This is a genomic window from Rudaea cellulosilytica DSM 22992, assembly GCF_000378125.1.
Classification (GTDB): domain Bacteria; phylum Pseudomonadota; class Gammaproteobacteria; order Xanthomonadales; family Rhodanobacteraceae; genus Rudaea; species Rudaea cellulosilytica.
Genome location: NZ_KB899241.1, coordinates 2,152,591 through 2,176,715 on the forward strand (window position 1 = coordinate 2,152,591; position 24,125 = coordinate 2,176,715).

The window sequence follows — 24,125 nt, forward strand, 5'->3', positions numbered from 1 at the left end:
CGTCGCAATGCGAGAACAGAGACGACACCGCAAAATCGGGCGAAAAATGCTCGTAGAGCCCGTCTCTGTGACCAATGAAAAAGAAAAACCCGCGACACGGCGGGCTTTTCTGGCTTGAAGCGGCTAAATGCTCCGCATGTGCGACGTATGGTGGTGGGTGCAGTCCGCCGAGAACCAGTCTTTGGTCGAAATTCCCGTTAACAGGGAAATTAACAGGGAATTTTTCGCGAAAACGACGTCCCTTTCGCCAGTGCGTTGCCCTGTAGCTCACCTCTGACGCCATTTTCGGGCCGAAGAATTTTTCACGGCTCGCTGATAGCAGGGAAAATAATGGCAGATATCAGGGAATTTTCTTGCCGTAACAGCGAAAGCACACGATCGTCTGATTCAACATCTCCACCCGTTTATTGGCTTCTCGCAGAAGATCGACTACTACTCCGCAAACCAACCCATCACGTCGACCACGACATGGGTCGTGCCGGAGCTGCCGTTGTAGAAATCCACCCGTCCATTCGCGCCCACCTTCGCGATCACGAGATTCGGGATCGTTTGGTTGGCCACGAAGTTCAGATTCGATGCCTGTGGCACAGAGGAGCCCGAGGGCCACGCCGTGAGATAGCCCCAAGACGTCGGCTGAGTCACCGTCACGTTGAGCACGACCGCACCCACACCGCTCGCCGGCACGCCTCCTCGATTGAGCACCGTCAGGCTTGCCGTGCCTCCACCTTGCAGTGCCCCCGCACCTTGAGCTTGGCCGTCGATCGTGTTCATGCCCGCACGCGTGTCCATGAGGCGCGCCGGCACGAGCGAGGTCAGCTGCGAATTCGACGGGAACCACCCAGCGACGTCCGCAATGACATTCGTATCGCCCCCCGCGTTGTAGATTGACACCTCACCGGACGCACTGACCTTGCTGATCACCAGGTTCGGGATGATGTCGCCCGGCATGAAGTTGAGGTTCGAGGCCAAGGGTTGCGCAGCATCGCTCGGCCACAGCGTCAGATAGCCCAGTCCCGTCGGCTGGACGGCGGTGACGTTGAGAATCGCTGCGCCGACGCCACTCGACGGAATGCCATCGCGTCCGCCGATCATGAGCTTCAGAGTGCCGCCTTCCGGCACCGCGCCTGTGCCTTGAAACTGACCATCGATCGTGGGGAAGCCTGCGCGCGTGTCGAGCAAGCGCGCCGGCGGCAAGGCATTGAGATCGGTGCCCGAACCAAAGTAACCCGCCACGTCTGCGATCAGATGAGTCGTGCCGGCAGAGTTGTACAGCGACACCTGTCCGTTTGCGCCGAGCTTGGCGATTACGAGGTTCGCGATCGTCTTGCCGGGAGTGAAGTTGAGGTTGGACGCGTTGGGTCGCGTCGTACCGGATGGCCACGCGGTGATATATCCCAATGCGGTCGGATTGGTCACGGTCACGTTCAGCACCACCGCAACGGCACCCGTTATTGGCACGCCGCCGCGACCGGCCACGGTCAGATCGACGACACCGCCCTGTGTCGCTGCGCCGATGCCGGCAAACTGCCCGTCGATCGTGCTGTAATTCGGCCGCGTATCGAGCAGGCGCGCCGGGTTGAGCGCCGCATACTTGCGCGGGATCAGGTAGTAGATGACCGGCGCGGTCTGGTTGCTGGCATAGCCGTTGGCCGCATCCGCATAAACCTGGGCACGGAATTCGACGTCAGCGGATAGCGCACTCGGCGGTGTCCATTTCGCCGTGTACGTCGTCGACCCGGCAACCCATGGGATTTCCTGGATCCACCCGTAGTTCTGCGCCCAGAACCGAATCGTGTGCGGGCCGGAAAAAAGACTCGATTGTGGGGTCACCTTCGTCGCGTCGATCTGGTTCAGCGTCAGCGTGAACTCGCCGCTGGCCGCATTGCGCGACACCGAGAGCTGGCCCCAGTCATGCGGCTGCAGGCTCACCGGCGCCGGCACCGCCACGATGGTATACGCACCCGTGTCGGTACCCGGTTCGACGACGATGCCCAGGGTTCCGGTCGACGGCACAGTCTCCGTGTGCGTATTGCAGGTCCCCGGCGTAATGGTCGGGCCATCCCAATACGTGGCGTTGCCGTTGATGTGCTCAATCAGCGTCGTTCCGCTGTGCCCGCCGGTGGGCGCACAGATATAGAAGAGGATCTTTTGACCGGCGCTCCATTGGAACGTGAATCCCAGTTCGCTCGAGCTTCCGTTCGAGTTGACCGTACCGGGGAATCCCACGCTGTGCGGACTCCAGAACCCGCCACCCGGACCGGTGTAATTGTTCGGCGTCGCCGGCGGACCGAGTTCCGCCGCCATGTCGAGAATGGACGACTTGCCGCCCGGACCGTTGCTGCAGCCGGGATTCTGCGCGGTCGTGCCGATATTCGTATTCACCCAATTGCGCACGTTCTGCGAGATCGGCCAATTCAACTCGTCGAACACACAGTTGACGTTGCGATTCGCCGCCGCCGAATACGCTTCGAAAAAGTGGTCGAGCTTGTCTTGGTCGGTCGATGACGTCTGGTTGTTCTTGATGAAGGCAATCCAGCGCGTGATGGATTGTTGCCCGTACAAGTGGGCAAGACGGAAGTACAAACCCACCGGAGCGTACCAGCCGGTGGAGCCGCTGCCGCACGCTGAATTGCTTTGGACGACGCAGTTCTGCCACGTGCCGCCCCCGTCGAGATACGACTGCAGCCAACCTTCGTACTGGTGGTCGTAGTAACTGTTCTGGTTGCCCGAATAGGTGTAGATAGCGCGCAACATCGTCGTCCAGTAATGCGACGAATCGGGCAAAGGGCCGTTGGCATTGTTGGTCAGCGTGCTGTTGCCGAACTTGTACGAGCCTCCGTACGAGTCGAAGTTGTGCGTGATCTCGTGGATCTCGCCATACCCCTCCAAGCCATTTGCAGCACTATCGGCGCTCCAGCCCCAGTCGTACTCGGCTCCGAGCCCACCCACAGATCCGCAACCATCGCCACAGCCCGCCGGGTTGACATAGGCAAGCGTGTCGAGAGCGGTCCCGGGCCTTCTGCCGACGATCTCGAAGAGATACTGATAGACCAGATCGAAACCATTGATGAGGGTGTGGCGCGCGCTTTCCGTAAACGTCGCATCATCGAACCAGGATTGCGGCACCAGCACGCGCACATACAGGCCATCGAACTCCTGCATGGTGGTGGTGTTGCCTTTCCAGCTCGTATAGCTGACCGTCGTGCCGCAGTAGACGGTGCAGTTCAGCGTGCTCGCGGCCTGTGCTGCCTGTGCGGCAGTCAGCGGCGTAACCCGACTGGTGCCTTCGGAGAATTCCAACGTGTCCTGTTGGTGCTCCAAGGCCGGCATCTTTGCCAGCCGATGCGCAAACGCTGGCGCGGGATGCTTGGCACCCTGTGCTTGCAGGCCAGCGACAAGTAAAAGCGCGGCTATGCCGCGGACTATCGTATTTCTGAGAGGACCACCGTACTTGATCGTTAGCATTAGCTTTTCCGCTGTTGGGTGTATCGAGAAGTAAAAACCGCCGCCCCCAACGGCGCCGTAGTTTCGCTAAATGCCACGACAATAAAATCTTCAATTTGCAATGTAAAATATTAATTTCACTGCGTAATGTCAATTGCGCAATGTCGTAAAGACCAACAAGCGCAGAGCGGTCCTCCAGTGCCGTAGCCATCCAATTGGATCCAACTGGATTGACTTTTTTAAAGCGAACGCACGCGCGCTCTCGGGTCTAGCCCGCGTGGTCGTGCGGCCCAACCTTCGACACTAAACAGATTGCGATAGCGTTTGTGTTCGTCGCCTTCCATCCGCGCTGATCGCTTTTGCGAATGCGATTGAAGGTCTGGCTCGGGTCGCTTCCGGACGGCTGACTTCGGCCAATTCGGGGCATGCAAACATTGCAGGTTGAAGCGCGGAAACCGACGCGCCAACGCTGCATGTTTTTTCGCTGTCATCCAATCTGCAGATGCGCCAGTCGAAAACGCAGTGACTTTTCGCACATGAATGAGAGCCGTCGATAGCCCAGTCTCAATCAGTGCAAGCGCAGCGTCATTCGATCGTCGAACCGGAGTCGGCAAATTCAAGCCCGCGCGATAGCTTGGGACGCGGAATATGAATTCGAAGAATCGGCGGCGGTGAGAGCGGCAGAATTATCGTGCTTGGCCGCGGAAGTGACCCACATATCCAGTGTCAATCGAGTCCCCAGAATTGGAATCGCGCAGCGATGACGAAAGGCAGAATTCTCAAAACTGTATTGTGGGCCTTGGCGGTCGTTGTCTTGTTCGCCGGGATGGCCGGATGCTTCGCATTCTGCCTCCGTCATAAATTCAGTCCCGATCCGCCGCCGAGCAATTTTCCTGAGCCTGCCAATGCGCTCGAGGCGCAACAGCAGGACATTGAACAATTTTCGCGTCTTTTGGCTATGGACCGGTCGTTTTCGCCTGCAGCGCGTGCGGAGGCAGATCGCCGGATCGCAGAGCTGAAGTCCGAACACATGCTGCTCGACAAGGAAAGATTTCGTGTCGCGCTGATGCGCATCACAGCGCTTGCCGACAACGGTCACACCGGGCTCTACTTCGGCAAAGGCGGCCAGAACCTCATGCCCTTGCGCGTCGCGCAGTTTGCCGATGGGCTTTATGTCCTGCGGGCGAAATCGGCGTATGCGGATCTTCTGGGTGCGCGCGTCGAAGGTATCGAGGGCAAGCCGGTGCGCGACGTGATCGCCGTGCTCGAACAATTGCATGGCGGGGCCGAGGGTTGGCGCCGCAACAACGCCGCAACCTACGTCCAGTCGCCCGAGATTCTTTACGGCTCCGCCATCGGTTCGCGCCCCGATCAGACCAATTGGACGTTCCGTTTGCCGGACGGCAGCGAGGTGACGCGCACGCTACCAGGTGAAAAGGCAGACGAGAGCGAACCGCGTGCGCAGATGACACGTTGGCTGTCGCCGCAAAAGATGAAAGGCGAATCTTCGGACTGGCGCGCATTGATTTCCGATGACGCCGGCTTGCCATTATCGCTGCGCGACTTCAATAGCAGGCTGCGCCGGGCGTGGGTCGATCACGGTTGCACGCTTTTCATACAGCTCAAGGCGATCGAGGATGCGGACGATCAGCCTATCGGCGACTTCCTCAGCGCCACAGTGAATGAGATGCGCACGCATCCACCCTGTAACATCATCCTCGATATGCGATTCAATGGCGGCGGCGACTATACGAAGATCGCTCACTTCGCATCACACTTGCCCGATTTCGTGCCGTCCGGTGGACGAATCTATCTGCTGACGGGCGCGCAAACCTTTTCCGCCGCGATTACGGCCACGGCCTTCGTGAAGCAGGCGGCGGGATCTCGCGCAATCATTCTCGGCGAACCCGTCGGCGATCGGCTTACCTTTTACGGCGAAGGCAATTCGGGGTGTCTTCCGCATGACGATCTTTGCCTGCATTACGCAACCGGAATGCACGACTATGCGCATCGCTGCGACGACTGGGACAGATGCTTCTGGCTGAATTGGCTCTTTCCGGTGCAAGTCGAGTCGCTGGCTCCCGACGAGACGATCCAGATGACCTTCGCCGACTACACGATGCAGCGCGATCCGGTGCTGGATCGGGCTATCGCGCTGGCAGCCGATTAGTCCCTCGTGCGCCGATTCTGGAGCCGCCTTCAACCCGCCGGGAACCAACTCGGCGAGTCGCGGCAGCGCACACGCAAACAGAATTGACCTGGGTCAAAGCCCCTTGATCGCCGGCGGCTACGCTTGGGCCCGTGCTATTTCATCCGCACGAACGATTCAAGGCCTCAGCCATGTTCAGACACATACTCGTACCCACCGACGGCTCGAAACTGTCGGAAAAAGCCGTCAAACAGGCCGTTCGCCTAGCTAAACAGCTTGGTGCGCGGATGACCGCGCTTCACGTTATGCCCAAGTTTCATCCTTCGACTTATCAGATGGAGCTGCTGCAGATGACCGTCGGCGACTACGAAGAGAGCCGTCAGGACCACGCATCGCAATTTCTGCGCTATGCGGAACGCGCTGCCAGGGTGGCAGGCATCGATTGCGAGGGAAGGAATGTGGTCAGCGACCACCCCTACAAAGAGATCGTGAAAGCCGCACAGAAGTACGGCTGCGACCTGATTCTCATGGCCTCGCACGGTCGGCGCGGCATCGAGGGTATTTTGCTCGGCAGCGAAACGCAGAAGGTGCTGACCCACAGCCACGTGCCTGTCCTGGTCTATCGCTGAACAGCAGGTCGTCATCAGCATCATGAACCTGATTGCGGAGAACCAAGGCAGTTCGCCGTTCATCTCGCCCGTCGCTGTCGAAGCCTGGGATACCTGGTTTCGCTGGCGCGAGAACGGAACGCTGCACGACGATACGGTCGACGCCACGTGGCGGCGCGTGGCGTCGGCGCTCGCCTCAGTCGAACCGGAAGCCGAACGTGCCGCGTTCGAAATCCGCCTGCTCGATGCTTTTGCCAGCTGGCGCCTCCTGCTCGATGAGCGCCTTCTCGCCACCGCCGGCACGAGCAAGGAATCCTGGCCCGACAACGACCTCGCCGCCGTGTTGAATATCGTCGGTTTCGTGCGCGGATACGGCACGCCCGCGGCGAAGGTCGATCTTGCCGCAGTGAAGGACTGCGCCGAACTCACGACGCAGGCGCTCGACAATGCGACCCTGCTCGGAACGCGCACGAAACGGCAACCTAAGAAACTGAGAATCGGCATCATCGGGTTTGCCGAAGCGCTGGCGTTGCTCGGCCTGGACTACAACAGCGTGGAAGCATGTCGCCAAGCGCAGTCGCTCGCGCAGTCGCTCGCCGAGGGCTGCTTGCGTGCAAGCATCGCACTCGCCGAAATACGTGGGGCGACCATGTGCTGCGACGAAGCCTGGATCGAAAGGGCGCGTTTGCGCGGCCTGCCCGACGACTTGATCGAGCGCGCCGGACGACACGGCCTGCGCCATGCAAGTCTGACGTCGATAAACCCCCAGCCCAAGCTGGCCAGATTCGCCAACGACACGAGCGATGCAGTTCTGCCATTGACCGCCAGCGATGCACTGCTCGCCTATCGCGGATCGTGGCCTAGTGTGCCGGCGGTCGCCGCGGTTTCCGCGCAGTTGGCAATTCGCGGCGCGATGCAGCCATGGATCGACGAACCGATCTCCGGTCCCGTTCGCACGCTCTCGAAGCCGACGCCGGCCAGCCATTTGGAGTGGTACGCGCGTTCAATGACGTTGGGACTCGGCGCTCTTTCCTGGACTTTCTGATTTCCCGCGATCCAATGCCGCAGGTCATAGCCGGCGCGCAGGCAGCGCAGACGCCAACGCTCGACGCGCCGAGGCCGTTCTGCGAACGGCCCGAGCTACGACGGCATCACTGTGCAGTTGTGGGTGCGGACGGCGTGAATGCCACGCCGCGCTTTGAAGCGATTGCGGAAACTACAGGGCCAGCGAATGGATCACTTGGGTTGTGTCATCCGGATCGGCGCGACGTTCGAAGCCGAGGAACTCCGCCAACTCGCGCATGCTTTCGTTGGCGCGTGCATCGATTGAGTACATGCGCCGATAACCGCGCTGGCGCGCGATTTCGATCAGATGGCGCATCAACAGGGTAGCAAGTCCCTTGCCCTGCCACTCGTCGGCGACGGCGACGGCGCACTCGCAGCTTCGATCGTCCTGGTCCGCGCTGAAGCGGGCAACGCCGATCTCGCGCTTGTGTGCGCCATCGGCTACGAGGGCGACGAATGCTGCTTCATGTGCCGGATCCGGGTGGGTCAGACGATCAAGCAGTGCCGACCCCGGTGCCGCGATCTCGCCGAGGAACCGGTAGCGACGCGACTGCGGTGACAGCCGCTCGATGAACTCGCGCTCGAGGCCGACATCTGCAGCCGAGATGGGACGGATCAGTACGGTCGTGCCGTCGCGCAGCCTTTCCTTCCACTCCGGCACGGACGAATCGTTGCTAGCGGTTGGAATCGACGAATGTGATTGAGAAAAAACCATGGCATGTCTCCGGTCGGTATATCGGCTTCGTCACAGGCAGTTGCGGCGTTGGCAGTAAACCTTTGCGTCTCAATCCTGCTCGATCATCAATTTGCTCCGGATGCATGCGGCACATGTTGACGCGGATCAAATCCCCGGCGAGGCAGCGCAAGCGATCTGCCCATCGAGTTCTTGACCGAGGTCAAGGTCGGCCGTAGTTCCGGCGACTAACCTCGATTCCGATGGATGTAGCTTGTCGCATGTGTGTGAAGCGAGTGCCGCATCGATCGTGCAAACGCAACCGTTAATTGCGAGAAATCCGCCATGACATATCTGTCCCATTGGAACCCGATCAGAACCCTGCTGCATGCCCGGCCGAACTTGGACGTCGAAGCCTATTTGCGTGGTTTCGAACCGCGCGTCGTCTGGGCCGGCCACGATGGCGGGGCATTGGACATCCGCTTGGACTTGAGCGAAGACGAGGTCGCCTATCACGTCAAGGCCGACATCCCCGGAGTCGACAGGAATGACATCGACCTGCGCGTCGACGGCAACACGATCCATATCGCCGCCGAGGTCAAGCGAGGTCCTGCTGCCAAGCCCGGCGAAAAGGAGATCTACAGCGAACGTTTCTGCGGATTGGCCAGTCGCACGTTTTCGTTGCCAGGGCGCGTGGACGAGACGAAAGTGACGGCTCACTACGAGAACGGCGTCCTGACGCTCACTCTGCCGAAGAAGTCGGAAGGGCAGACTCGCAAGATCGCGATCGACTGACACGGCGACGAATCCTCGTCGCTATCGCACGTGGCCCACCCAACATCCTGAGGAGAATCCCGATGAACAAACCGAAATTCGACAACCGTTCCATCAACAACGGCTTTCCTTCGATGCCCGCTTGGAACGCACTCGCTGCTGTTTCCGGCCCGCTCGCAGGATGGGCGGATTACGTCGGCCGCCTGCAAAACGAAGCGCTGACCTTCGCTCAGACACGATTCCGCCGCGAGGTCGACGCAATGGAACGCTTCGCCCGCTGCCGCAAGCCCGAGGAATACGTGGACGCCCAGGCCACATTCCTTGCCCAGACTTTCTCCGACTATGCGAAGGAAAACCTCAAGGTCGCGGGAATGCTCGGCGACGCCGCGCAATGGGCGCGGGAAAAAATCGCCGAAGCGGGTACCCGCTCGTCTTGATCACATCGTGAGGCAAATGTCTTTGAGCCGTGCCGTTCCGGCCCACGCCGGAACCGCGGCATCGGAAATGACCCATGAATTTTTCTGATCAAACCTACCTGGCCCTCGGCATCATGCTCGGCCTGCCGATGGTGATGCTGGGCCTGCTCAATTGGGTGTTGCGCAATCATGGCGGTTTCGCCCGCGGCTGGGCCGGGGCAATTTTCGTCGGCATTTGCTGGGCTGCGGGGCTGGCGATCATTGTCGTCAAGACATTCGGAGGCTGACAAGCAGTGCCCGCATCGTGAGCGCCCATCGATTTTAGGGCGCCCGAGAGCGTATACAAATCAAAGTATCTGCGCTCAGTGGCGCATGAACAGCGGTATCGTCGCCTGCTCGAGCACATAGCGGGTCGCGCCGCCGAAGAACCATTCGCTGAAGCGAGTCCTGCCGTAAGCGCCCATGACCAGCACGTCCGCATGAACTTCGCCGGCGATAGCGAGCAACGCTTCGCCTGCCTTGTCGTCGCTGACATCGATCAGGCGTTTCTCGATCTTGACCCCGTGCTGCGCCAGATAAGCCTCGACATCGAACGGCGGAATCCGCGTGAAGGTGATAAACGGATCGACGGTTTCGCCGTGGATCAACACGACGCGCTCGGCGCGCCGCAAAAACGGCAGTGCCGCGTGCACAGCGCGCGCCGATTCCTGTCTGCCGTTCCACGCAATCGCAATCGTCCGGAACTTGGCCACGGAGGAACGATCCTCGGGAACGACGATGCAGGGTGCACCGCAGGTCAGCAGGATCTCGCCAACTTGCGCCACTCCGCCCCATTCAGTTTCGCCGCGCAGGCCGAGCACGAGCAGGTCGTGCCAGTTGCAGGTTTCTGCCACGGCCTGGCGCGTGCTGGCCTCGATAATCGTCCACTCGTTCGACTCGATCCCCAGACCGCTAGCCCATGCGCGGAATTTGTCGCGCTGCAAACTTGCAGCGGCGATCTGCTCATCGGTGAACTTGCGGATTTCGGCGAGGAGCTCCATCGCGGCATACGATGGGACGATCGTCACCGGCTCCTGCACATAAAGCGCATTCAGCGCAGCATCGAACTGCTTCGCCACCTCGGCCGCGTAGCGCATGCTCGGCGTGAAGGTGGAGTAGTTGCTCGCATAGACCAGAATGTCGCGCATGACTTTCTCCGTTTCAGGTTTGCTAGCGTTATCTTGTGTTGACTGCTGGCAGTCGATATTGACGCTCGTCAAGAGTGGGCGATTCAGATCGACGCAAATGTTTGCCCGACAATCTCCGCCGGATCGCCGATACCGTCCACGGCGTCGATTTCGGTGTCGCTGAGCAGATCGGCGAGATCGACATGCAACAGGCGGGACACTTCGCGCACCGCGTGTGCCCAACTGCATCCGTTCGCGAACAGCATGCCCTGCATGTCGAGCGTGCCGCCGCGCCCGCGGTAGCCGAGTGCGGCCACGGCGCCGCCCGCGAGCATCGGCTGCAGCAGTCCCACCATGGTTTCGGGACGCGTATGGCAGAGCAGTACATGCGTGCTGGTCGCGGCATACAGACCGCGTCCGCAATGGTCCAAACTCGAATGCATATCCTCGGCCGCCGTGCGTCCGCGGCGGAAGCGCGCCGGTTCCATCAAATAGACCAAGCGATGCGGCACGTCGTGCTGGCGCAGGCGTTTGCAGGCCTTGAGGGCCTCCTGCAACTGACAAGCACCTATTGCCGTGATCGTCAGCTCCGCGTCGTCGGGGCGGTGGCCGGCGTGCGGCACGCGAATCCCCCCGTCGGCGACGAGTTCGCACGCGTCGTGCGCGTCGAACACGGACGGCATCTCGGACTTCGCTGCAACCACCGTGAAAATCTGTCCGTGCGTGCGGTAGACCTCGCGCATCACCGCTGCCGCGCTGTTGTAGTCGGGCGGGAACATCACCCTGGCGACGTCGGACGGCTCGCCGAGCATCGCCTCGGCCATGCTCGTATCCTGGTGCGACAGCTCGTTCTTGCCGTTCTCCCAAGTATGCGAGGTCAGCACGACGGGCACGGACAACCAGCGCGCGGGATGCCCCGCCGCCTTGGCATGTGCGGCAAAAATGATTTCCTGGCGCAGCGCGGATTGCATTTTCACTGCGAACGCTTCGTAGGTCACGGCGATATTGATGCCGCCCTTGTTGCCGAGCGCGGCGCAGACGACGGCCTCCTCGTTGAGCGCAGTGATGACGCCGCCATCGACTGCTTCTTGGTCAGCCAACTCGACGTCGGTTACGCGGTGTTTGAGCAATTCAAGCGTGCGCACCATGTGGTTCGAGCGGCTTTCGTCCGGATTGCCGAAACGCGCGCGCAGATGCGGTGCTGCCTTGACCGCCGCGACGAAGCCGTCGTCGACGGCCTGCATCGCGGATACGGCGGGCGTTGCAGGCCCCGCCTCGCGCCATGCGGGGACGACCTCGATCGGCGCCACGTCGCGATGCGCGATGGGGTTGTCGCGCTCGCGAACGCGAGCACGATGCGCCCCAAAACAGGCGATTGACGCCTGCAACTCGGTCGGAGCCACCCAGAGCCGTCGCGTCGACTCGTTGAAATGCGCCGCGGCCGTCGACGACGAATGTGGATTCTCCCCAAGCGGCGTGCCGTGCGCGGCGTTCGTGCCTTCGCCGTAGAACCCCGCGCCCTTCGGCGCGACGGCGATGCCGTACGGCAGCGGCGCGGGATAGCGCAGCCGGTCCGCGTGCGCACGATCGATACAGTGTTGCAATCGCTCTTCCATCGCCCAGATCGCCCAGACGAAAGCCGCCGGATCGCGGCCGTCGAACACGACCGGGTCGTAGCCGTTGATCTTCAGATGCTGCGACAGCCAGGTCGGTCCGCCTTCCTGCGAGGCCATCGTGCGCTGGTCGATGCGGCGACCGTTGGAGATCAGGATCGGAGTCACCATGCCGCAGTCCTGCGCGCGCCACCAGCGCGGCGCCCAGTCGCCGCCACGCTGCTCCTCGAACGCACCGTCGGACAGGAAGGCGGTCAGCCGCTCCCCAGGGAGTGGCATATGCGCATAGAGCAGTTCGGCGAAGCCGAGGAAACCGCCTTCGAGAATCGCACCCGCGGTGTGCGCATTGACGTGGCTGCCGAGCGGCGACTCCGGCGAGCCGTCCGCTGCCAGCCGGTAGCTGTAGAAATCCTGGGCCATGCGCGAGAGCTGCGCGTCTGACACGCCGTAGCGCTCGGCATGCGCCGGCGTCATGTTGCCGACCAGGACGTTGAGAGCGTCGACCGCCGACACACAATGTCCCTGTCCCATAAGCCAGCCGCGCGTGCAGCCGGTCAGAGCGTTTAGGGCGAGATAGCCCGCGTAGGCCGGCACCATGTTGAGCGAGCCGCCCATATGGCCTTGCGGATTGGATTTGAAATCCTCGGCTTGCAACGGCCGGCCGTCGAGATGGACGTGCTTTGCATAGGTCATATGCGCGACGAGCCACATCGCCGCGCTGGTCACGCGATCGAGCGCCTTGAGCATTTTGAAAAACGGCACGCCATCGCCGGCGATATGGCGGGCGGTCAGCGCCTGATACATGTCATACACGCGCAGTTGCGTCTCCGCGCGATGGCGGATCGCGCCATAGCCCTCGGCCCAGGCGGCGAAATCGGGATTCTTGCCGCGCAGTACCTGCGCGTCGTCTTCGACGGAAAATAATTCTACGCTGCGCATGTCCGGTCTCCAGCGATCGCTTGTGAACGCCGAACTAGAGCCTACGGGGGTCGGCTGGGGGTATCTTTGATGCACATCAAAAAACGTGGTCCTCGTGCGCACGGCGCTCGCGCGCCGATCGGCGTGATTTGATCTCGGTCAAGGCTCGGGCAACTCGGCACGCTATGCTCGCGTCTTGCGCGTACCTGCAAACAACGGCCCCAGCGCGGATGATGACTTTGGATATCGCAGCCATGAAGGACGCCATACCTTCGTCGTCGGAAGACGGCGCACAAATTCTGCGCATCGGGAACGATACGCTGATCGACTGCGCGCGCGCGCTCGGCCCGATCCGCGTCGGCGTCGTGCATCCGTGCGATAAGCCGAGCTTGGAGGCGATGCTCGATGCAAGGCGGGCAGGGCTCATCGAGCCCATCATCGTCGCGCCGCGGGCGAAGATTGCAGCCGTCGCGCAGCGCGCCGGGCTCGTCGTGGACGACGTGCCGATCGAAGACGTGCCGCACAGTCATGCGGCTGCCGCAGCGGCAGCTCGGCTCGCCGCGTCGGGCCGCGTCGAGGCGCTGATGAAAGGCAGCCTGCACACTGACGAGCTGATGAGCGCGGTGCTCGATCACGATGCCGGGTTGCGCACGGCCCGCCGCGTCTCGCACTGTTATCTGATGCAGACGCAGGCCTATCCGCGGCCGTTCATCATCACCGACGCGGCGATCAATATCGCGCCGACGCTCGAAGAGAAAGCAGACATCGTGCGCAATGCGATCGAGCTTGCGCAAACGATCGATGTGACGACTCCGCGCGTGGCGATCTTGGCCGCGGTCGAAACGATCAATCCACGCATGCAGGCCACGCTCGACGCGGCCGCGTTATGCAAGATGGCCGAGCGCGGCCAGATCACTGGCGCGATCCTGGACGGCCCGCTCGGATTCGACAATGCGATCTCGATCGATGCTGCGCGCATCAAGGGCATCGACTCGCCGGTCGCAGGGCGCGCCGACGTGCTCGTCGTGCCCGACCTGGAAAGCGGCAATATGCTTGCCAAGCAACTGGAGTATTTCGGCCAAGCCGCAAGCGCGGGAATCGTCATGGGTGCGCGCGTGCCGGTGATCCTGACGAGCCGAGCCGATTCACCGCTCACGCGCATCGCCTCCTGCGCGCTGGCGGTGCTCGTCGCGCATCGCCGTCGCACGGCCAAGCCATGAGCGGTTCGATCCTCGTCCTCAATTGCGGATCGTCGAGCATCAAGTTCGCCCTGTTCGACGCGATCGAGCCGCCACCGCGGCAGGCGTCGTGGAAGGGCAAGGTCGAAGGTATCGACAGCGATGCGCCGACCTTCACTGCAAGCGACTGCGCCGCGCAGGCAATCAGGCTCGATCCAACGCAGCCCTATCATGCCGCGCTCGCACGAATCCGCGAACGCGCTCAGCTACGGCTTGGCAACACCCGACTCGCTGCCGTGGCGCATCGCGTCGTCCATGGCGGCAGCAAATATTTTGCGCCGGTGCGTGTCGACGCGAACGTGCTGGCCGATCTCAAAGGCTATATCCCGCTTGCGCCGTTGCATCAGCCGTTTGCGCTCGAGGCGATCGACGAGTTGCTGCGCTCGCATCCTGGTCTGCCGCAGATCGCCTGCTTCGACACAGCGTTTCATGCCACGCTGCCCGACGTCGAAAAGCTGCTGCCGCTGCCGTATGACGCGTGGCAACGCGGTTTGCGCCGCTACGGCTTTCACGGTCTGTCCTACGAATATCTCTCCATTGCGCTCGCCGAGCGTTACGGCGAACGCGCCCGCGGCCGCACGATCTGCGCCCACCTCGGCAGCGGCGCCAGCCTGTGCGGCATGCGCAATCTGCAGAGCGCCGCGACGACGATGGGTTTCTCCGCGCTCGACGGCCTGATGATGGGCACCCGCTGCGGTGCGCTCGACCCGGGTGCGTTGCTCTACCTGATGGAGATCGAAAAGCTCGGCGTCAGTGAGGTGGCGGACCTGCTATATCACCGTTCGGGATTGCTCGGCGTCTCCGGCATCTCCTCGGATCCGAGGGCGCTTCTGCCGGAGGAGAATGCCAACGAACGCGCACGTCTCGCACTTGCCCTCTACGTGCGCCGCATCGTCCGCGAAATCGGCGCCCTGATCGCCGTGCTCGGCGGTCTCGACATGCTCGTCTTCACCGCCGGCATCGGCGAACACAACGCGGTGCTGCGCGAACGCATCTGCGACGGACTCGAATGGTTCGGTGTCGAGCTGGACCGCGATCGCAACGCCATCAATGCAGCGACGGTCTCTGGTGCCGGCAGTCGTGTCCTCGTCGCGGTCGAGCCTACGAACGAGGAGTGGATCGCCGCGAAGCATTGCGTCGGAATGCTTGACCGTGACGAAGTGGCGATCAGCTGATCGATTCTGCCGCGACGTTCATTTCTCGCAGCGTTTGTGCAGTTTGCGCAGCCGATGGTCCAGCGCGGAGAGGAGTTGCGCGCGTACGCTGTCGTCGAGTAGCGGAGTCTTGCGCACCATCTGGCGCATCAGGCGCGTATCGTGCTCGAGTCCCAGTGCGAGTGCCGTCGTGGCCAACCGCTTGTCTGTGGCAGTGTCCTGCAGACCCTTTCGAGACAAATGCTGAACGAGCTCGACGGCATCGCTACGATCGTTGCCTGACTCCAGTGCGAGTATCTCCGCGATCAACACGCGCTGGTCGTTGTAGCGGCGCAAGCGGCGACGCCAGCGATGACGCAGGTGCCGCTCGTTCGAATGGCGCGCACGCTCGTCGATTTTCGCGATTCGACGGCGGGAATGTGCCAAGCCGCGGGTGATCGTACGCGGGCTCGCGCGCGACCAAGCCAAGGCTTTCGCCGCCGCACCCGCTCTTTGAAGATGGTTACGTAATTTGGCGAAGTCAGGATCGCGCTGCCGAAAATCGGCGAGCACGGCATCGCAGCGGCGGGCCAGATCGTTGCGCAGAGGCGCCGCCGTTTTGATGCTGCCATGCAGCGCTTTGCGTTTCATGAGCCGATCGAAGGTCTCGACGGCGACCGCGGCATCGCGAAGTGGAGACAGGGAGTGGGTCGCCCGCCTGAGCTTCGCGTCGACCGTCGCAAACGTCGGATCGCTGCGTGCGATCAATGCGAGCAAAGCGCGTACTCGACGCAATGCCTTGCGTGCCTGATGGACGCGACGATGTGGATTGCGCGTGGAAGCCGCCAACGCTGCATCGGCCGCGGCAATCTCCTGTGCGCAAGCATCCTGCAACGTCTGGTCGAGCATATTCGAAGGGCGATGCTCCGCTCGAATCCGGGAAGACCAGAAGTATGCCACCCCCGGGTGCGGCAGAAGCCTACCTCCGGCCGAACCCTCAGCGTACGATGATCACCGGCACCGTGCACTCGACCAGTACGCGTGTCGTCACCGATCCGAGAAACAGATTGCCGGCGGCAGAGCGCCCGTGCGAGCCCATGACGATGAGGTCGAAACCGCCTTTTTCCGCGTGCTCGGCGATTTTCCTTGCGACCGGGCCGGTGGCCAATGTCTCGGTAAACGGCAGGTTTGCGCGTTTCAGCCGGGAGCGCAGGGCTTTGAGGACGAGGTCGGCATTTTCCTGATGCAGGCGTGCCACCGTCTCCTCACCGAGCGCCGCGACCACACGATCGAGCATCGGCATGTCGACATAAATCACGTCCAGATCCAGGGAGCGCGCTTGCTTGCGCAGCGTGGTCGTGACGAATTTCGCCGCACGCGCCGAGCACTCGCTGCCGTCGTAACTAAGCAATACCTTCATCGCCTTTCTCCTGATTCCACAGATTCGTCACTTTGATTCAGACAATCTGGCGGTGCTTGATCTGGATCAAAGGTTGGGCGGCACGCATGCCTATCCTGGCCAACAAGGGCGGTATTCATGACAAAGACAACGGCGATGGATTGTGTTCGGCAGGCTTTGTCTATATATTCGTTGTCGCGCATATACGCAATTGAGCATATATGAATCATTTTTATATCCCGGCACTCGGCGGAACATTGATTGGGCTAGCGGCCATTCTGCTGATGGCAACGCTGGGGCGCATTGCTGGCATCAGCGGCATCGCTGGTCGCCTGGTCGAAGGCTGCGCGCGCGGCGATCGCGCCTGGCGCGTCGCGTTTATCCTCGGGCTGATTCTAGCCCCGTTGCTCGTTCAGGCGATCGGCGGCAACAGCGGCATCGGCACGCCCGACTCAAGCTCGCTGCAGCTCGCACTGGCTGGCCTCTGCGTGGGCATCGGCACGCGCATCAGCGGCGGTTGCACGAGCGGGCATGGCGTGTGCGGAGTGGCCCGGTTGTCCGTCCGTTCGATCGTGGCGACGCTCGTCTTCATGGCCTGCGGTATCGCCACGGTATTCGCTATTCGACATCTCGGCTGGGGAGGCTGACCATGCGCAGCGCATTCGCTCTCATCGCCGGCCTGTTGTTTGGTCTCGGCTTGGTCTTCGGCGGCATGACTCAGCCCGCTGTCGTGCTCGGATTTCTCGACGTCGCCGGCGCATGGAATCCACAACTCCTGTTCGTAATGGCAGGCGCGGTGGCGACGACGGCAATCGGCTATCGCCTGTTGCTGCGGCGCAAACGGCCGTTGCTGGAGAAGACCTTCCATATACCGCCGACGCGGCAGGTCGATATGCGTCTGATCGGTGGCGCGGCCGTGTTCGGCATCGGTTGGGGACTCGTCGGCTACTGCCCCGGTCCCGCGCTCGCGTCGCTCGCCGGCTTGTCGCCGTCGACCTTGCTGTTCGTTGCCGCGATGGCGCTCGGCTGGTGGCTCGGTGCGCGCCTGCCGGCATCGCGATCGTGACGAACAGCGTCATCCCAGCGAGGAGAAGATCTTGAAACGTCCCGAAGTGAAGTCCTTCTTCGATCCCGCCACCTACACGTTCAGCCACGTTGCCTGGGATCCGGCGACGCGCGCCGCCGCCGTGATCGACAGCGTGCTCGACTACGATGCGGCATCCGGGCGCACGCGTCACGATTCGGCGAACGCGATCATCGCGTTCGTGCGCGAGGCGGGTCTGCAGGTGGACTGGGTGATCGACACGCACGTGCACGCTGACCATCTTTCCGCAGCGCCCTATCTAAAAAAGGAACTCGGCGGCCGGATCGGCATCGGCGAACACGTCCGCGTCGTCCAGGAGACCTTCGGCAAGTTGTTCAACGCTGCCGGCGAATTTGCGCGCGACGGCAGCCAGTTCGACCACCTGTTCCGCGACGGCGAGCGCTATCGCATCGGCGATATCGAAGCGACGGCGCTACATACCCCGGGGCACACGCCCGCGTGCATGACACACGTGATCGGCGATGCTACATTCGTCGGCGACACGTTGTTCATGCCGGACTACGGCACCGCCCGCTGCGACTTTCCGGGCGGCGATGCGCGCACGCTGTATCGCTCGATCCGGCGCATCTTCGAGTTGCCCGGCACCACGCGCCTGTTTCTCTGCCATGACTACAAGGCGCCGGGGCGCGATATTTACACTTGCGAAACCACGGTCGACGCGGAGCGCCGCGACAATGTTCACGTGCACGACGGCGTAGATGAAGAGTCTTTTGTGCGCATGCGCACGGCTCGAGACGCGAAGCTGGCGATGCCCGCCTTGATCCTGCCGTCCGTGCAGGTCAATATGCGCGCCGGCCATTTGCCGCCTGCGGAAGACAACGGCATCAGTTATTTGAAGATCCCGCTCGACGCGTTGTGAACATATCCTTCCGTGCCTGACCGATGAAACGCGCGAACCCGAAAACGAGAAAGCCGCCCGCCGCCGCGGACGCACTCCTCGCCATGCAGCAGAATGCGGACGAAGCGGTCGCCGTACTCAAGGGTTTGGCAAGCCGCAATCGCCTGCTGCTGCTCTGCCAGCTCGTCGATGGCGAGCGGTCGGTCGGCGACCTTGCCAAAGCGCTCGGCCTTGCCCAAAGCGCGGTTTCTCAACATCTTTCCTTGTTGCGCCGCGAGGGCGTCGTCGCTGGGCGCCGCGACGCGCAATCGATTCTCTACCGCATCTGCGATCCACGCGTGAACACGCTCATGGCGACGATGTTCGCTTTGTTCTGTCGGGACTGACGAGCCCCTCGCTCTTGGTTCCGTCCGTAGTGGCGGTTGCAGGGCGGTCCGACATTTTGATCTCGATCAAGAGCAGCCATCCAAGCTCGCCGCACACTGCCGTCCGCAGAAACTTGGCGGAGCGGGCATGGAAACTTTGCAGACGTACAACGACAAGGTCGTGCGGCAGTTCACTGTCGCGACGATTCTTTGGGGCATCGTCGGTATGGCAGTCGGGGCGTTCATCGCCGCGCAACTCGCCTGGCCGGCATTGAACTTCGACATTCCGTATCTCACCTACAGCCGGCTGCGGCCGCTGCACACGAACGCGGTGATCTTCGCCTTCGGCGGTTGTGCGCTGATGGCAACCGCGTTCTACGTCGTGCAGCGTACCTGCCAGGTACGGCTGTTCTCGGACAAGCTCGCAGCGTTCGTGTTCTGGGGCTGGCAGCTCGTCATCGTCTCGGCGGCGATCACACTGCCGCTCGGCATCACTCAGGGCAAGGAATACGCCGAGCTCGAGTGGCCGATCGACCTGCTCATCGCGGTCGTCTGGGTGGCGTTCGGCATCGTCTTCTTCGGCACGATCGTCAAACGACGGGTGAAACACATCTACGTCGCCAACTGGTTCTACGGCGCCTTCATCATCACCGTGGCGGTGCTGCACATCGTCAACAACCTCGCGATCCCGGTGTCGCTGTGGAAGTCGTACCCGATCTACTCGGGCGCGGTCGATGCGATGGTGCAGTGGTGGTACGGGCACAACGCGGTCGGCTTTTTCCTCACCGCCGGCTTCCTCGGCATGATGTACTACTACGTGCCGAAGCAGGCGCAGCGGCCGGTCTATTCGTATCGCCTGTCGGTCGTGCATTTCTGGGCGTTGATCTCGGTCTACATGTGGGCTGGGCCGCACCACCTGCAGTACACCGCACTGCCCGACTGGGCGCAATCGCTCGGCATGGTGTTCTCGCTGATCCTGCTCGCGCCGTCGTGGGGCGGCATGATCAACGGCATGATGACGCTGTCCGGCGCGTGGCACAAACTACGCACCGACCCGATCCTGAAATTCATGATCGTGGCCTTGTCGTTCTACGGCATGTCGACCTTCGAGGGGCCGATGATGTCGATCAAGACGGTCAACTCGCTCTCGCACTACACCGACTGGACGATCGGACATGTGCACGCCGGCGCGCTCGGCTGGGTCGCCTTCATCAGCATCGGCTCGCTCTACTGCATGATCCCGCGCCTGCTGAATCTGCCGGCCATGTATTCGACGCGCGCGATCGATCTGCATTTCTGGATCGCCACGATCGGCGTGGTCGTCTACATCGCCTCGATGTGGATCGCCGGCGTTATGCAGGGCCTGATGTGGCGCGCGACGAACACCGACGGCACGCTGACCTACACCTTCGTCGAATCGCTCGCACAGACCTATCCGTACTACGTCACTCGCCTGGTCGGCGGCCTGCTCGTGCTCAGCGGCATGTTCATCATGGCCTGGAACGTCGCCAAGACCTGGGCGATGGCGCGGCAGCCCGCAGCCGTGCCGATTCCCATCGCCGTCGCCGCCTGAGGACCTATTCCGATGAATCACGCAATCCTTGAAAAGAATATCGGCCTGATGGCGGTGCTGGTCGCGGTCGTCATCGCGGTCGGCGGCCTGGTCGAGATCGTGCCACTGATGTTCCAGGCACAGGTGATCGAGCCAGCACCGGGCCTCAAGCCCTATCCACCGCTGGAGCTTGCCGGCCGCGACGTCTACGTACGCGAAGGCTGCTACAACTGCCATTCGCAGATGATCCGCACGCTCGCCTCCGAAGTGCAGCGCTACGGCCATTATTCCGTCGCCGGCGAATCGGTGTACGACCGCCCGTTCCAGTGGGGCAGCAAGCGCACCGGGCCCGACCTCGCCCGCGTCGGCGGACGCTACAGCGACGACTGGCATCGCGTGCATCTGGTCAATCCGCGCAACGTCGTCCCCGAATCGAACATGCCGGGCTTTCCATGGCTCGCGCAGAACAAGCTCTCGGCGGATGACATCAGCGCCCACATGCGCGGACTAGCCCGCCTCGGTGATCCGTACACGCAGGCCGACTTCGACGGCGCCGCCGCCGCAGTCAGCGGCAAGACGGAAATGGACGCCCTGGTCGCCTATCTGCAGGGGCTCGGCAAGTTCGGACCGAAGGAGACACAGCCATGATGATCGGCATCCTCACCGCCATCCTCCTCGCGATGTATCTCGGCATCGTCATCTGGGCCTACAGCGGCCGGCGCCGCTCCGACTTCGCCGCCGCGGCGCAGCTGCCGCTCACCGAAGGCGCCATCGACAACTCATCGGAGCCGCAGGCATGAGCGCCTTCTGGAACTGGTACATCGTCCTCTTCGTCGCCGCCAACGTCGTCGGTATCGTCTGGCTGCTGCTCGCGACCGCGCGGCGCAAGCGCGGCGACATCGAGCAGGCCACGACCGGCCACGTCTGGGACGAGGATCTGCAGGAACTCAACAACCCGCTGCCGCTATGGTGGCTCGGCCTGTTCCTTATCTCCGTCGTGTTCAGCGGCTGCTATCTGGCGTTCTATCCCGGCCTGGGGGCGAACGCGGGCGTGCTCGGCTGGACGTCGGACAAAGAAGTGGCCGCCGATCTCGCCGACAACAACCGCAAGCTGGAGGCCGTGTTCGCGCGCTTCCGCGACCAGCCGATCGAACATCTGGAGCATGATCAGCAAGCGCTGACTCTGGGTCACAACGTCTTCGTCAACAACTGCGCCGCCTGCCATGGCTCGGACGCGCGCGGTGCGAAGGGCTATCCGAACCTCACCGACAACGACTGGCTGTATGGCGGCGCGCCGGACACGGTCGTCGCGACGATCGCCAAGGGCCGCAACGGCGTGATGCCGCCGTGGGGACCGGTGCTCGGCGACCAGGGTGTCGAGGAAGTGGCGAACTACGTGCTGATGCTGTCGGGACAAAAAGCCGACGCGACGCTCGCGGCCGCCGGCAAGGCGCGTTTCGCGACGACCTGCGTCGCCTGTCACGGTCCCGAAGGCAAGGGCAATCCCGCGCTCGGCGCACCGAACCTCACCGACAACATCTGGCTCTACGGCAACACGCTCGAGGAAATCAAGGCGACGATCAAGAACGGGCGCAACGGCCGCATGCCGGCCTGGGAAAACGTGCTGGGCGCGGATCGCGTGCGTCTCGCTGCGGTATGGGTGCTCGCGCAGGCGCCGCACGTCGAGACAAGTTCCGCTCCGGTGGCTGCTGCCGCGCCCGCCGCGCCCGCTGGCGAAGCGAAACAGCCGTGAACCGGATCGTGCCGGCCCCTGTCGACCGCGAGACGAACGATCGCCTCGCGCTCGCCGGCGCGATCGCGTGGCCATCGTTCTTCGCTGCCGGCGTCGCGACGATGGTGTTCTTCGCCCTCATCGATCCCGATGAACTGTTCAACGCTGCGTGGCCGCATATTTTGTTGCCGCGCGAATTCGCCTACACGCTGGGCTTCTTCGTGTTCTGGACGGCGACGCTCGGCGCGAGCAGTTTCACCGCGCTGCTGCTGCGCCGGCCGAAGGATGCGCAGCCGTGAAACCGCTGCCCAAGCTCGTGCTCGTCGACGATTCGCTCTATGCCGCGCAGGCAAAAATATACCCGCGCGAAATCGAAGGCCGTTTCGCGCGCCTGCGCACGATCGCCGTGTTCGCCCTGCTCGGCGTGTTCTACCTGTTCCCGTGGCTGCGCTGGGACGGTCGCCAGGCCGTACTGTTCGATCTGCCGGCGCGCAAGTTCTATATCTTCGGCCTGACCTTCTGGCCGCAGGACTTCTTCTGGCTCGCCTGGCTCCTGATCATCGCCGGCGTCAGCCTGTTCTTCGTCACGGCGTTGGCCGGACGCCTGTGGTGCGGCTATGCCTGCCCGCAAACCGTGTGGACTGAGGTGTTCCTGTGGATCGAGCGGGCCTGCGAAGGCCGGCGCAACCAGCGCATCAAGCTCGATGCCGCGCCCTGGAACACGGAGAAGCTGCTGCGCAAAGGGGCCAAGCAACTGCTCTGGATCGGCTTCGCCGCATGGACCGGCTTCACTTTCGTCGGTTTTTTCACGCCGATTACTGATCTCGCGCGCGAGACTGTCCACTTTACGTTGAGCGGGTGGGAAACGTTCTGGATCGTCTTCTACGGCTTCGCCACCTATGGCAACGCCGGTTTCCTGCGCGAACAGGTGTGCAAGTACATGTGCCCCTACGCGCGCTTCCAGAGCGCGATGTTCGACAAAGATACGTTGATCGTTTCCTACGACGTGGCGCGTGGTGAACTGCGCGGCGCGCGCAAGCGCAACGCCGATCCGAAAGCGCTCGGTCTCGGCGACTGCGTGGACTGCGACGCCTGCGTGCAGGTGTGCCCGACCGGCATCGACATCCGCGACGGATTGCAGATCGAATGCATCGCCTGCGCCTCGTGCATCGACGCCTGCGATGCGGTGATGGACAAGATGGGCTACGCCCGCGGCCTCGTCGGCTATACGACCGAGAACCTCCGCGCCGGCAAGCCGCTGCGCCTGCTGCGCTTGCGTACTTTGCTCTACGGTGGCCTGCTCGCCTTTCTGCTCGGCACCTTCGTCTGGGGTGTCGCGCATCGCGCGCCGCTGATCGTCGAGGTGCTGCGCGACCGCAACGCGCTCTATCGGCGCAGCGCCGACGGCGCGATCGAGAACAGCTACACCGTCAAACTGGTCAACAAGACACAGGCAGCGCAGCGCGTGCGCCTCACCGTAGTCGACGATCCACGCGTCACGATCGCCGATCGCAGCGATGTCGCGCTGCCGCCCGGCGAAGTGACGAGCGTGCCGCTGACCCTGCGCGCCGTAAGCCCTGATTTCAGCGGCATGGTCCGCATCAAGCTTGCCGCGCGCGACGACGCCAGTGGGGTCGCGGCCACACAGACTGCGCAGTTCTTCGTTCCGGAGAAGCCATGAACACCGAAGCATACGAAAGCAAAGGCAACCGCAGTCTCCATTTGCGCGGCGCCGATCCGAATCGGTGGTACCGCGTGCCCGAAGTCTGGCTGATCCTTACGCTCATCGGCAGCGCGATGGCCGGCTCGCTCGCCCTCGTCGCGACCGCGCTGCATCATCGCGACGAGCTCGTCGTCGCGCACCGTCCGATCGCCAGTCCGCTGCCGCCCTCGCATGCGCAGCGGCCGGCAGACGACGCGACGCCCTGATCCGGCGG

Annotated in this window: 25 protein-coding genes; 19 read left to right on the forward strand and 6 right to left on the reverse strand. The window is 62.6% G+C overall.

Going from position 1 to position 24,125, the window contains the following annotated elements:
* Positions 1 to 432: 432 nt before the first annotated feature.
* Positions 433 to 3,321 (reverse strand): hypothetical protein, encoded by a 2,889-nt coding sequence (locus F455_RS21980; RefSeq protein ID WP_157578583.1) that lies wholly within the window; start codon positions 3,319 to 3,321, stop codon positions 433 to 435.
* A gap of 883 nt (positions 3,322 to 4,204) precedes the next feature.
* On the opposite strand from F455_RS21980, the gene F455_RS0109415 reads away from it, so the two are divergent.
* The 3 genes from F455_RS0109415 (at position 4,205) to F455_RS0109425 (ending at position 7,246) form a co-directional block, all read left to right on the forward strand.
* Entirely contained in the window at positions 4,205 to 5,614 is a 1,410-nt protein-coding gene (locus F455_RS0109415) for a S41 family peptidase (protein WP_157578585.1), read from the forward strand.
* Positions 5,615 to 5,784: 170 nt separating this feature from the next.
* The gene (locus tag F455_RS0109420) at positions 5,785 to 6,222 is read left to right on the forward strand and encodes a universal stress protein (protein WP_026293234.1); all 438 of its coding nucleotides are present in this window, start codon (positions 5,785 to 5,787) and stop codon (positions 6,220 to 6,222) included.
* A gap of 22 nt (positions 6,223 to 6,244) precedes the next feature.
* A complete protein-coding gene (locus F455_RS0109425) occupies positions 6,245 to 7,246 on the forward strand; it encodes a glycyl radical enzyme family protein (protein WP_018973040.1) in 1,002 nt (333 codons plus the stop codon).
* A gap of 171 nt (positions 7,247 to 7,417) precedes the next feature.
* Here F455_RS0109425 and F455_RS0109430 read toward each other — a convergent pair whose 3' ends face one another.
* Positions 7,418 to 7,981 carry a GNAT family N-acetyltransferase gene (locus F455_RS0109430; RefSeq protein ID WP_026293235.1) on the reverse strand — a complete coding sequence of 188 codons (564 nt, stop codon included), beginning with the start codon at positions 7,979 to 7,981 and terminating at the stop codon, positions 7,418 to 7,420.
* Positions 7,982 to 8,284: 303 nt separating this feature from the next.
* Between F455_RS0109430 and F455_RS0109435 the strand changes: the two genes are divergently transcribed.
* The 3 genes from F455_RS0109435 (at position 8,285) to F455_RS0109445 (ending at position 9,416) form a co-directional block, all read left to right on the forward strand.
* Positions 8,285 to 8,734 carry an Hsp20/alpha crystallin family protein gene (locus F455_RS0109435; RefSeq protein ID WP_018973042.1) on the forward strand — a complete coding sequence of 150 codons (450 nt, stop codon included), beginning with the start codon at positions 8,285 to 8,287 and terminating at the stop codon, positions 8,732 to 8,734.
* Between the two features lie 62 nt (positions 8,735 to 8,796).
* Positions 8,797 to 9,150: a phasin family protein gene (locus tag F455_RS0109440; RefSeq protein ID WP_018973043.1), complete on the forward strand. Its 354-nt coding sequence runs from the start codon at positions 8,797 to 8,799 to the stop codon at positions 9,148 to 9,150.
* Positions 9,151 to 9,224: 74 nt separating this feature from the next.
* Entirely contained in the window at positions 9,225 to 9,416 is a 192-nt protein-coding gene (locus F455_RS0109445) for a hypothetical protein (RefSeq protein ID WP_018973044.1), read from the forward strand.
* A gap of 75 nt (positions 9,417 to 9,491) precedes the next feature.
* Here F455_RS0109445 and F455_RS0109450 read toward each other — a convergent pair whose 3' ends face one another.
* Both F455_RS0109450 and F455_RS0109455 read right to left on the reverse strand, forming a co-directional pair.
* On the reverse strand, positions 9,492 to 10,316 hold the full coding sequence (locus F455_RS0109450; protein WP_018973045.1) for a universal stress protein: 825 nt from the start codon (positions 10,314 to 10,316) through the stop codon (positions 9,492 to 9,494).
* Between the two features lie 83 nt (positions 10,317 to 10,399).
* Positions 10,400 to 12,847, reverse strand: coding sequence for a phosphoketolase family protein (locus tag F455_RS0109455; RefSeq protein WP_018973046.1), 2,448 nt, complete (start codon positions 12,845 to 12,847; stop codon positions 10,400 to 10,402).
* A gap of 233 nt (positions 12,848 to 13,080) precedes the next feature.
* On the opposite strand from F455_RS0109455, the gene F455_RS20380 reads away from it, so the two are divergent.
* Entirely contained in the window at positions 13,081 to 14,046 is a 966-nt protein-coding gene (locus F455_RS20380; RefSeq protein WP_018973047.1) for a bifunctional enoyl-CoA hydratase/phosphate acetyltransferase, read from the forward strand.
* Complete coding sequence (locus F455_RS0109465) at positions 14,043 to 15,239, forward strand: acetate/propionate family kinase (RefSeq protein ID WP_018973048.1); 1,197 nt, start codon at positions 14,043 to 14,045, stop codon at positions 15,237 to 15,239. The genes F455_RS20380 and F455_RS0109465 overlap by 4 nt, the downstream gene beginning before the upstream one ends.
* Before the next feature lie 18 nt (positions 15,240 to 15,257).
* On the opposite strand, the gene F455_RS0109470 is transcribed toward F455_RS0109465, so the two are convergent.
* Both F455_RS0109470 and F455_RS0109475 read right to left on the reverse strand, forming a co-directional pair.
* A complete protein-coding gene (locus tag F455_RS0109470; RefSeq protein ID WP_018973049.1) occupies positions 15,258 to 16,106 on the reverse strand; it encodes a CHAD domain-containing protein in 849 nt (282 codons plus the stop codon).
* 88 nt (positions 16,107 to 16,194) lie between these two features.
* The gene (locus F455_RS0109475; RefSeq protein WP_018973050.1) at positions 16,195 to 16,617 is read right to left on the reverse strand and encodes a universal stress protein; all 423 of its coding nucleotides are present in this window, start codon (positions 16,615 to 16,617) and stop codon (positions 16,195 to 16,197) included.
* Between the two features lie 200 nt (positions 16,618 to 16,817).
* On the opposite strand from F455_RS0109475, the gene F455_RS0109480 reads away from it, so the two are divergent.
* From F455_RS0109480 to F455_RS0109530, 11 genes are all read left to right on the forward strand, one after another.
* Entirely contained in the window at positions 16,818 to 17,243 is a 426-nt protein-coding gene (locus tag F455_RS0109480) for a YeeE/YedE family protein (RefSeq protein ID WP_026293236.1), read from the forward strand.
* A gap of 2 nt (positions 17,244 to 17,245) precedes the next feature.
* Positions 17,246 to 17,662 carry a DUF6691 family protein gene (locus tag F455_RS0109485; RefSeq protein WP_018973052.1) on the forward strand — a complete coding sequence of 139 codons (417 nt, stop codon included), beginning with the start codon at positions 17,246 to 17,248 and terminating at the stop codon, positions 17,660 to 17,662.
* Between the two features lie 31 nt (positions 17,663 to 17,693).
* The gene (locus F455_RS0109490; protein ID WP_026293238.1) at positions 17,694 to 18,560 is read left to right on the forward strand and encodes an MBL fold metallo-hydrolase; all 867 of its coding nucleotides are present in this window, start codon (positions 17,694 to 17,696) and stop codon (positions 18,558 to 18,560) included.
* Positions 18,561 to 18,583: 23 nt separating this feature from the next.
* The gene (locus tag F455_RS0109495) at positions 18,584 to 18,925 is read left to right on the forward strand and encodes an ArsR/SmtB family transcription factor (protein WP_018973054.1); all 342 of its coding nucleotides are present in this window, start codon (positions 18,584 to 18,586) and stop codon (positions 18,923 to 18,925) included.
* Between the two features lie 127 nt (positions 18,926 to 19,052).
* Complete coding sequence (ccoN, locus tag F455_RS0109500; RefSeq protein ID WP_018973055.1) at positions 19,053 to 20,477, forward strand: cytochrome-c oxidase, cbb3-type subunit I; 1,425 nt, start codon at positions 19,053 to 19,055, stop codon at positions 20,475 to 20,477.
* A 12-nt stretch (positions 20,478 to 20,489) separates the two neighbouring features.
* On the forward strand, positions 20,490 to 21,104 hold the full coding sequence (ccoO, locus tag F455_RS0109505; RefSeq protein ID WP_018973056.1) for a cytochrome-c oxidase, cbb3-type subunit II: 615 nt from the start codon (positions 20,490 to 20,492) through the stop codon (positions 21,102 to 21,104).
* Positions 21,101 to 21,256, forward strand: a complete 156-nt coding sequence (locus F455_RS22455) for a cbb3-type cytochrome oxidase subunit 3 (protein WP_018973057.1) — start codon at positions 21,101 to 21,103, stop codon at positions 21,254 to 21,256. The genes ccoO and F455_RS22455 overlap by 4 nt, the downstream gene beginning before the upstream one ends.
* The gene (gene ccoP, locus F455_RS0109515) at positions 21,253 to 22,209 is read left to right on the forward strand and encodes a cytochrome-c oxidase, cbb3-type subunit III (protein WP_018973058.1); all 957 of its coding nucleotides are present in this window, start codon (positions 21,253 to 21,255) and stop codon (positions 22,207 to 22,209) included. Before F455_RS22455 ends, ccoP begins: the two co-directional genes overlap by 4 nt.
* Positions 22,206 to 22,487 (forward strand): hypothetical protein, encoded by a 282-nt coding sequence (locus tag F455_RS0109520; RefSeq protein ID WP_018973059.1) that lies wholly within the window; start codon positions 22,206 to 22,208, stop codon positions 22,485 to 22,487. The genes ccoP and F455_RS0109520 overlap by 4 nt, the downstream gene beginning before the upstream one ends.
* Entirely contained in the window at positions 22,484 to 23,869 is a 1,386-nt protein-coding gene (ccoG, locus tag F455_RS0109525) for a cytochrome c oxidase accessory protein CcoG (RefSeq protein WP_018973060.1), read from the forward strand. Before F455_RS0109520 ends, ccoG begins: the two co-directional genes overlap by 4 nt.
* The gene (locus F455_RS0109530) at positions 23,866 to 24,117 is read left to right on the forward strand and encodes a hypothetical protein (protein WP_018973061.1); all 252 of its coding nucleotides are present in this window, start codon (positions 23,866 to 23,868) and stop codon (positions 24,115 to 24,117) included. Before ccoG ends, F455_RS0109530 begins: the two co-directional genes overlap by 4 nt.
* The last annotated feature ends 8 nt before the right edge of the window (positions 24,118 to 24,125 follow it).

Bases quoted from the DNA above. Each gene is read 5' to 3' on its own strand.
- F455_RS0109415 (WP_157578585.1), top strand. From the start codon at position 4,205: ATGACGAAAGGCAGAATTCTCAAAACTGTATTGTGGGCCTTGGCGGTC.
- F455_RS0109420 (WP_026293234.1), top strand. From the start codon at position 5,785: ATGTTCAGACACATACTCGTACCCACCGACGGCTCGAAACTGTCGGAA.
- F455_RS0109425 (WP_018973040.1), top strand. From the start codon at position 6,245: ATGAACCTGATTGCGGAGAACCAAGGCAGTTCGCCGTTCATCTCGCCC.
- F455_RS0109430 (WP_026293235.1), bottom strand. From the start codon at position 7,981: ATGGTTTTTTCTCAATCACATTCGTCGATTCCAACCGCTAGCAACGAT.
- F455_RS0109435 (WP_018973042.1), top strand. From the start codon at position 8,285: ATGACATATCTGTCCCATTGGAACCCGATCAGAACCCTGCTGCATGCC.
- F455_RS0109440 (WP_018973043.1), top strand. From the start codon at position 8,797: ATGAACAAACCGAAATTCGACAACCGTTCCATCAACAACGGCTTTCCT.
- F455_RS0109445 (WP_018973044.1), top strand. From the start codon at position 9,225: ATGAATTTTTCTGATCAAACCTACCTGGCCCTCGGCATCATGCTCGGC.
- F455_RS0109450 (WP_018973045.1), bottom strand. From the start codon at position 10,316: ATGCGCGACATTCTGGTCTATGCGAGCAACTACTCCACCTTCACGCCG.
- F455_RS0109455 (WP_018973046.1), bottom strand. From the start codon at position 12,847: ATGCGCAGCGTAGAATTATTTTCCGTCGAAGACGACGCGCAGGTACTG.
- F455_RS20380 (WP_018973047.1), top strand. From the start codon at position 13,081: ATGAAGGACGCCATACCTTCGTCGTCGGAAGACGGCGCACAAATTCTG.
- F455_RS0109465 (WP_018973048.1), top strand. From the start codon at position 14,043: ATGAGCGGTTCGATCCTCGTCCTCAATTGCGGATCGTCGAGCATCAAG.
- F455_RS0109470 (WP_018973049.1), bottom strand. From the start codon at position 16,106: ATGCTCGACCAGACGTTGCAGGATGCTTGCGCACAGGAGATTGCCGCG.
- F455_RS0109475 (WP_018973050.1), bottom strand. From the start codon at position 16,617: ATGAAGGTATTGCTTAGTTACGACGGCAGCGAGTGCTCGGCGCGTGCG.
- F455_RS0109480 (WP_026293236.1), top strand. From the start codon at position 16,818: ATGAATCATTTTTATATCCCGGCACTCGGCGGAACATTGATTGGGCTA.
- F455_RS0109485 (WP_018973052.1), top strand. From the start codon at position 17,246: ATGCGCAGCGCATTCGCTCTCATCGCCGGCCTGTTGTTTGGTCTCGGC.
- F455_RS0109495 (WP_018973054.1), top strand. From the start codon at position 18,584: ATGAAACGCGCGAACCCGAAAACGAGAAAGCCGCCCGCCGCCGCGGAC.
- ccoN (WP_018973055.1), top strand. From the start codon at position 19,053: ATGGAAACTTTGCAGACGTACAACGACAAGGTCGTGCGGCAGTTCACT.
- ccoO (WP_018973056.1), top strand. From the start codon at position 20,490: ATGAATCACGCAATCCTTGAAAAGAATATCGGCCTGATGGCGGTGCTG.
- F455_RS22455 (WP_018973057.1), top strand. From the start codon at position 21,101: ATGATGATCGGCATCCTCACCGCCATCCTCCTCGCGATGTATCTCGGC.
- ccoP (WP_018973058.1), top strand. From the start codon at position 21,253: ATGAGCGCCTTCTGGAACTGGTACATCGTCCTCTTCGTCGCCGCCAAC.
- F455_RS0109530 (WP_018973061.1), top strand. From the start codon at position 23,866: ATGAACACCGAAGCATACGAAAGCAAAGGCAACCGCAGTCTCCATTTG.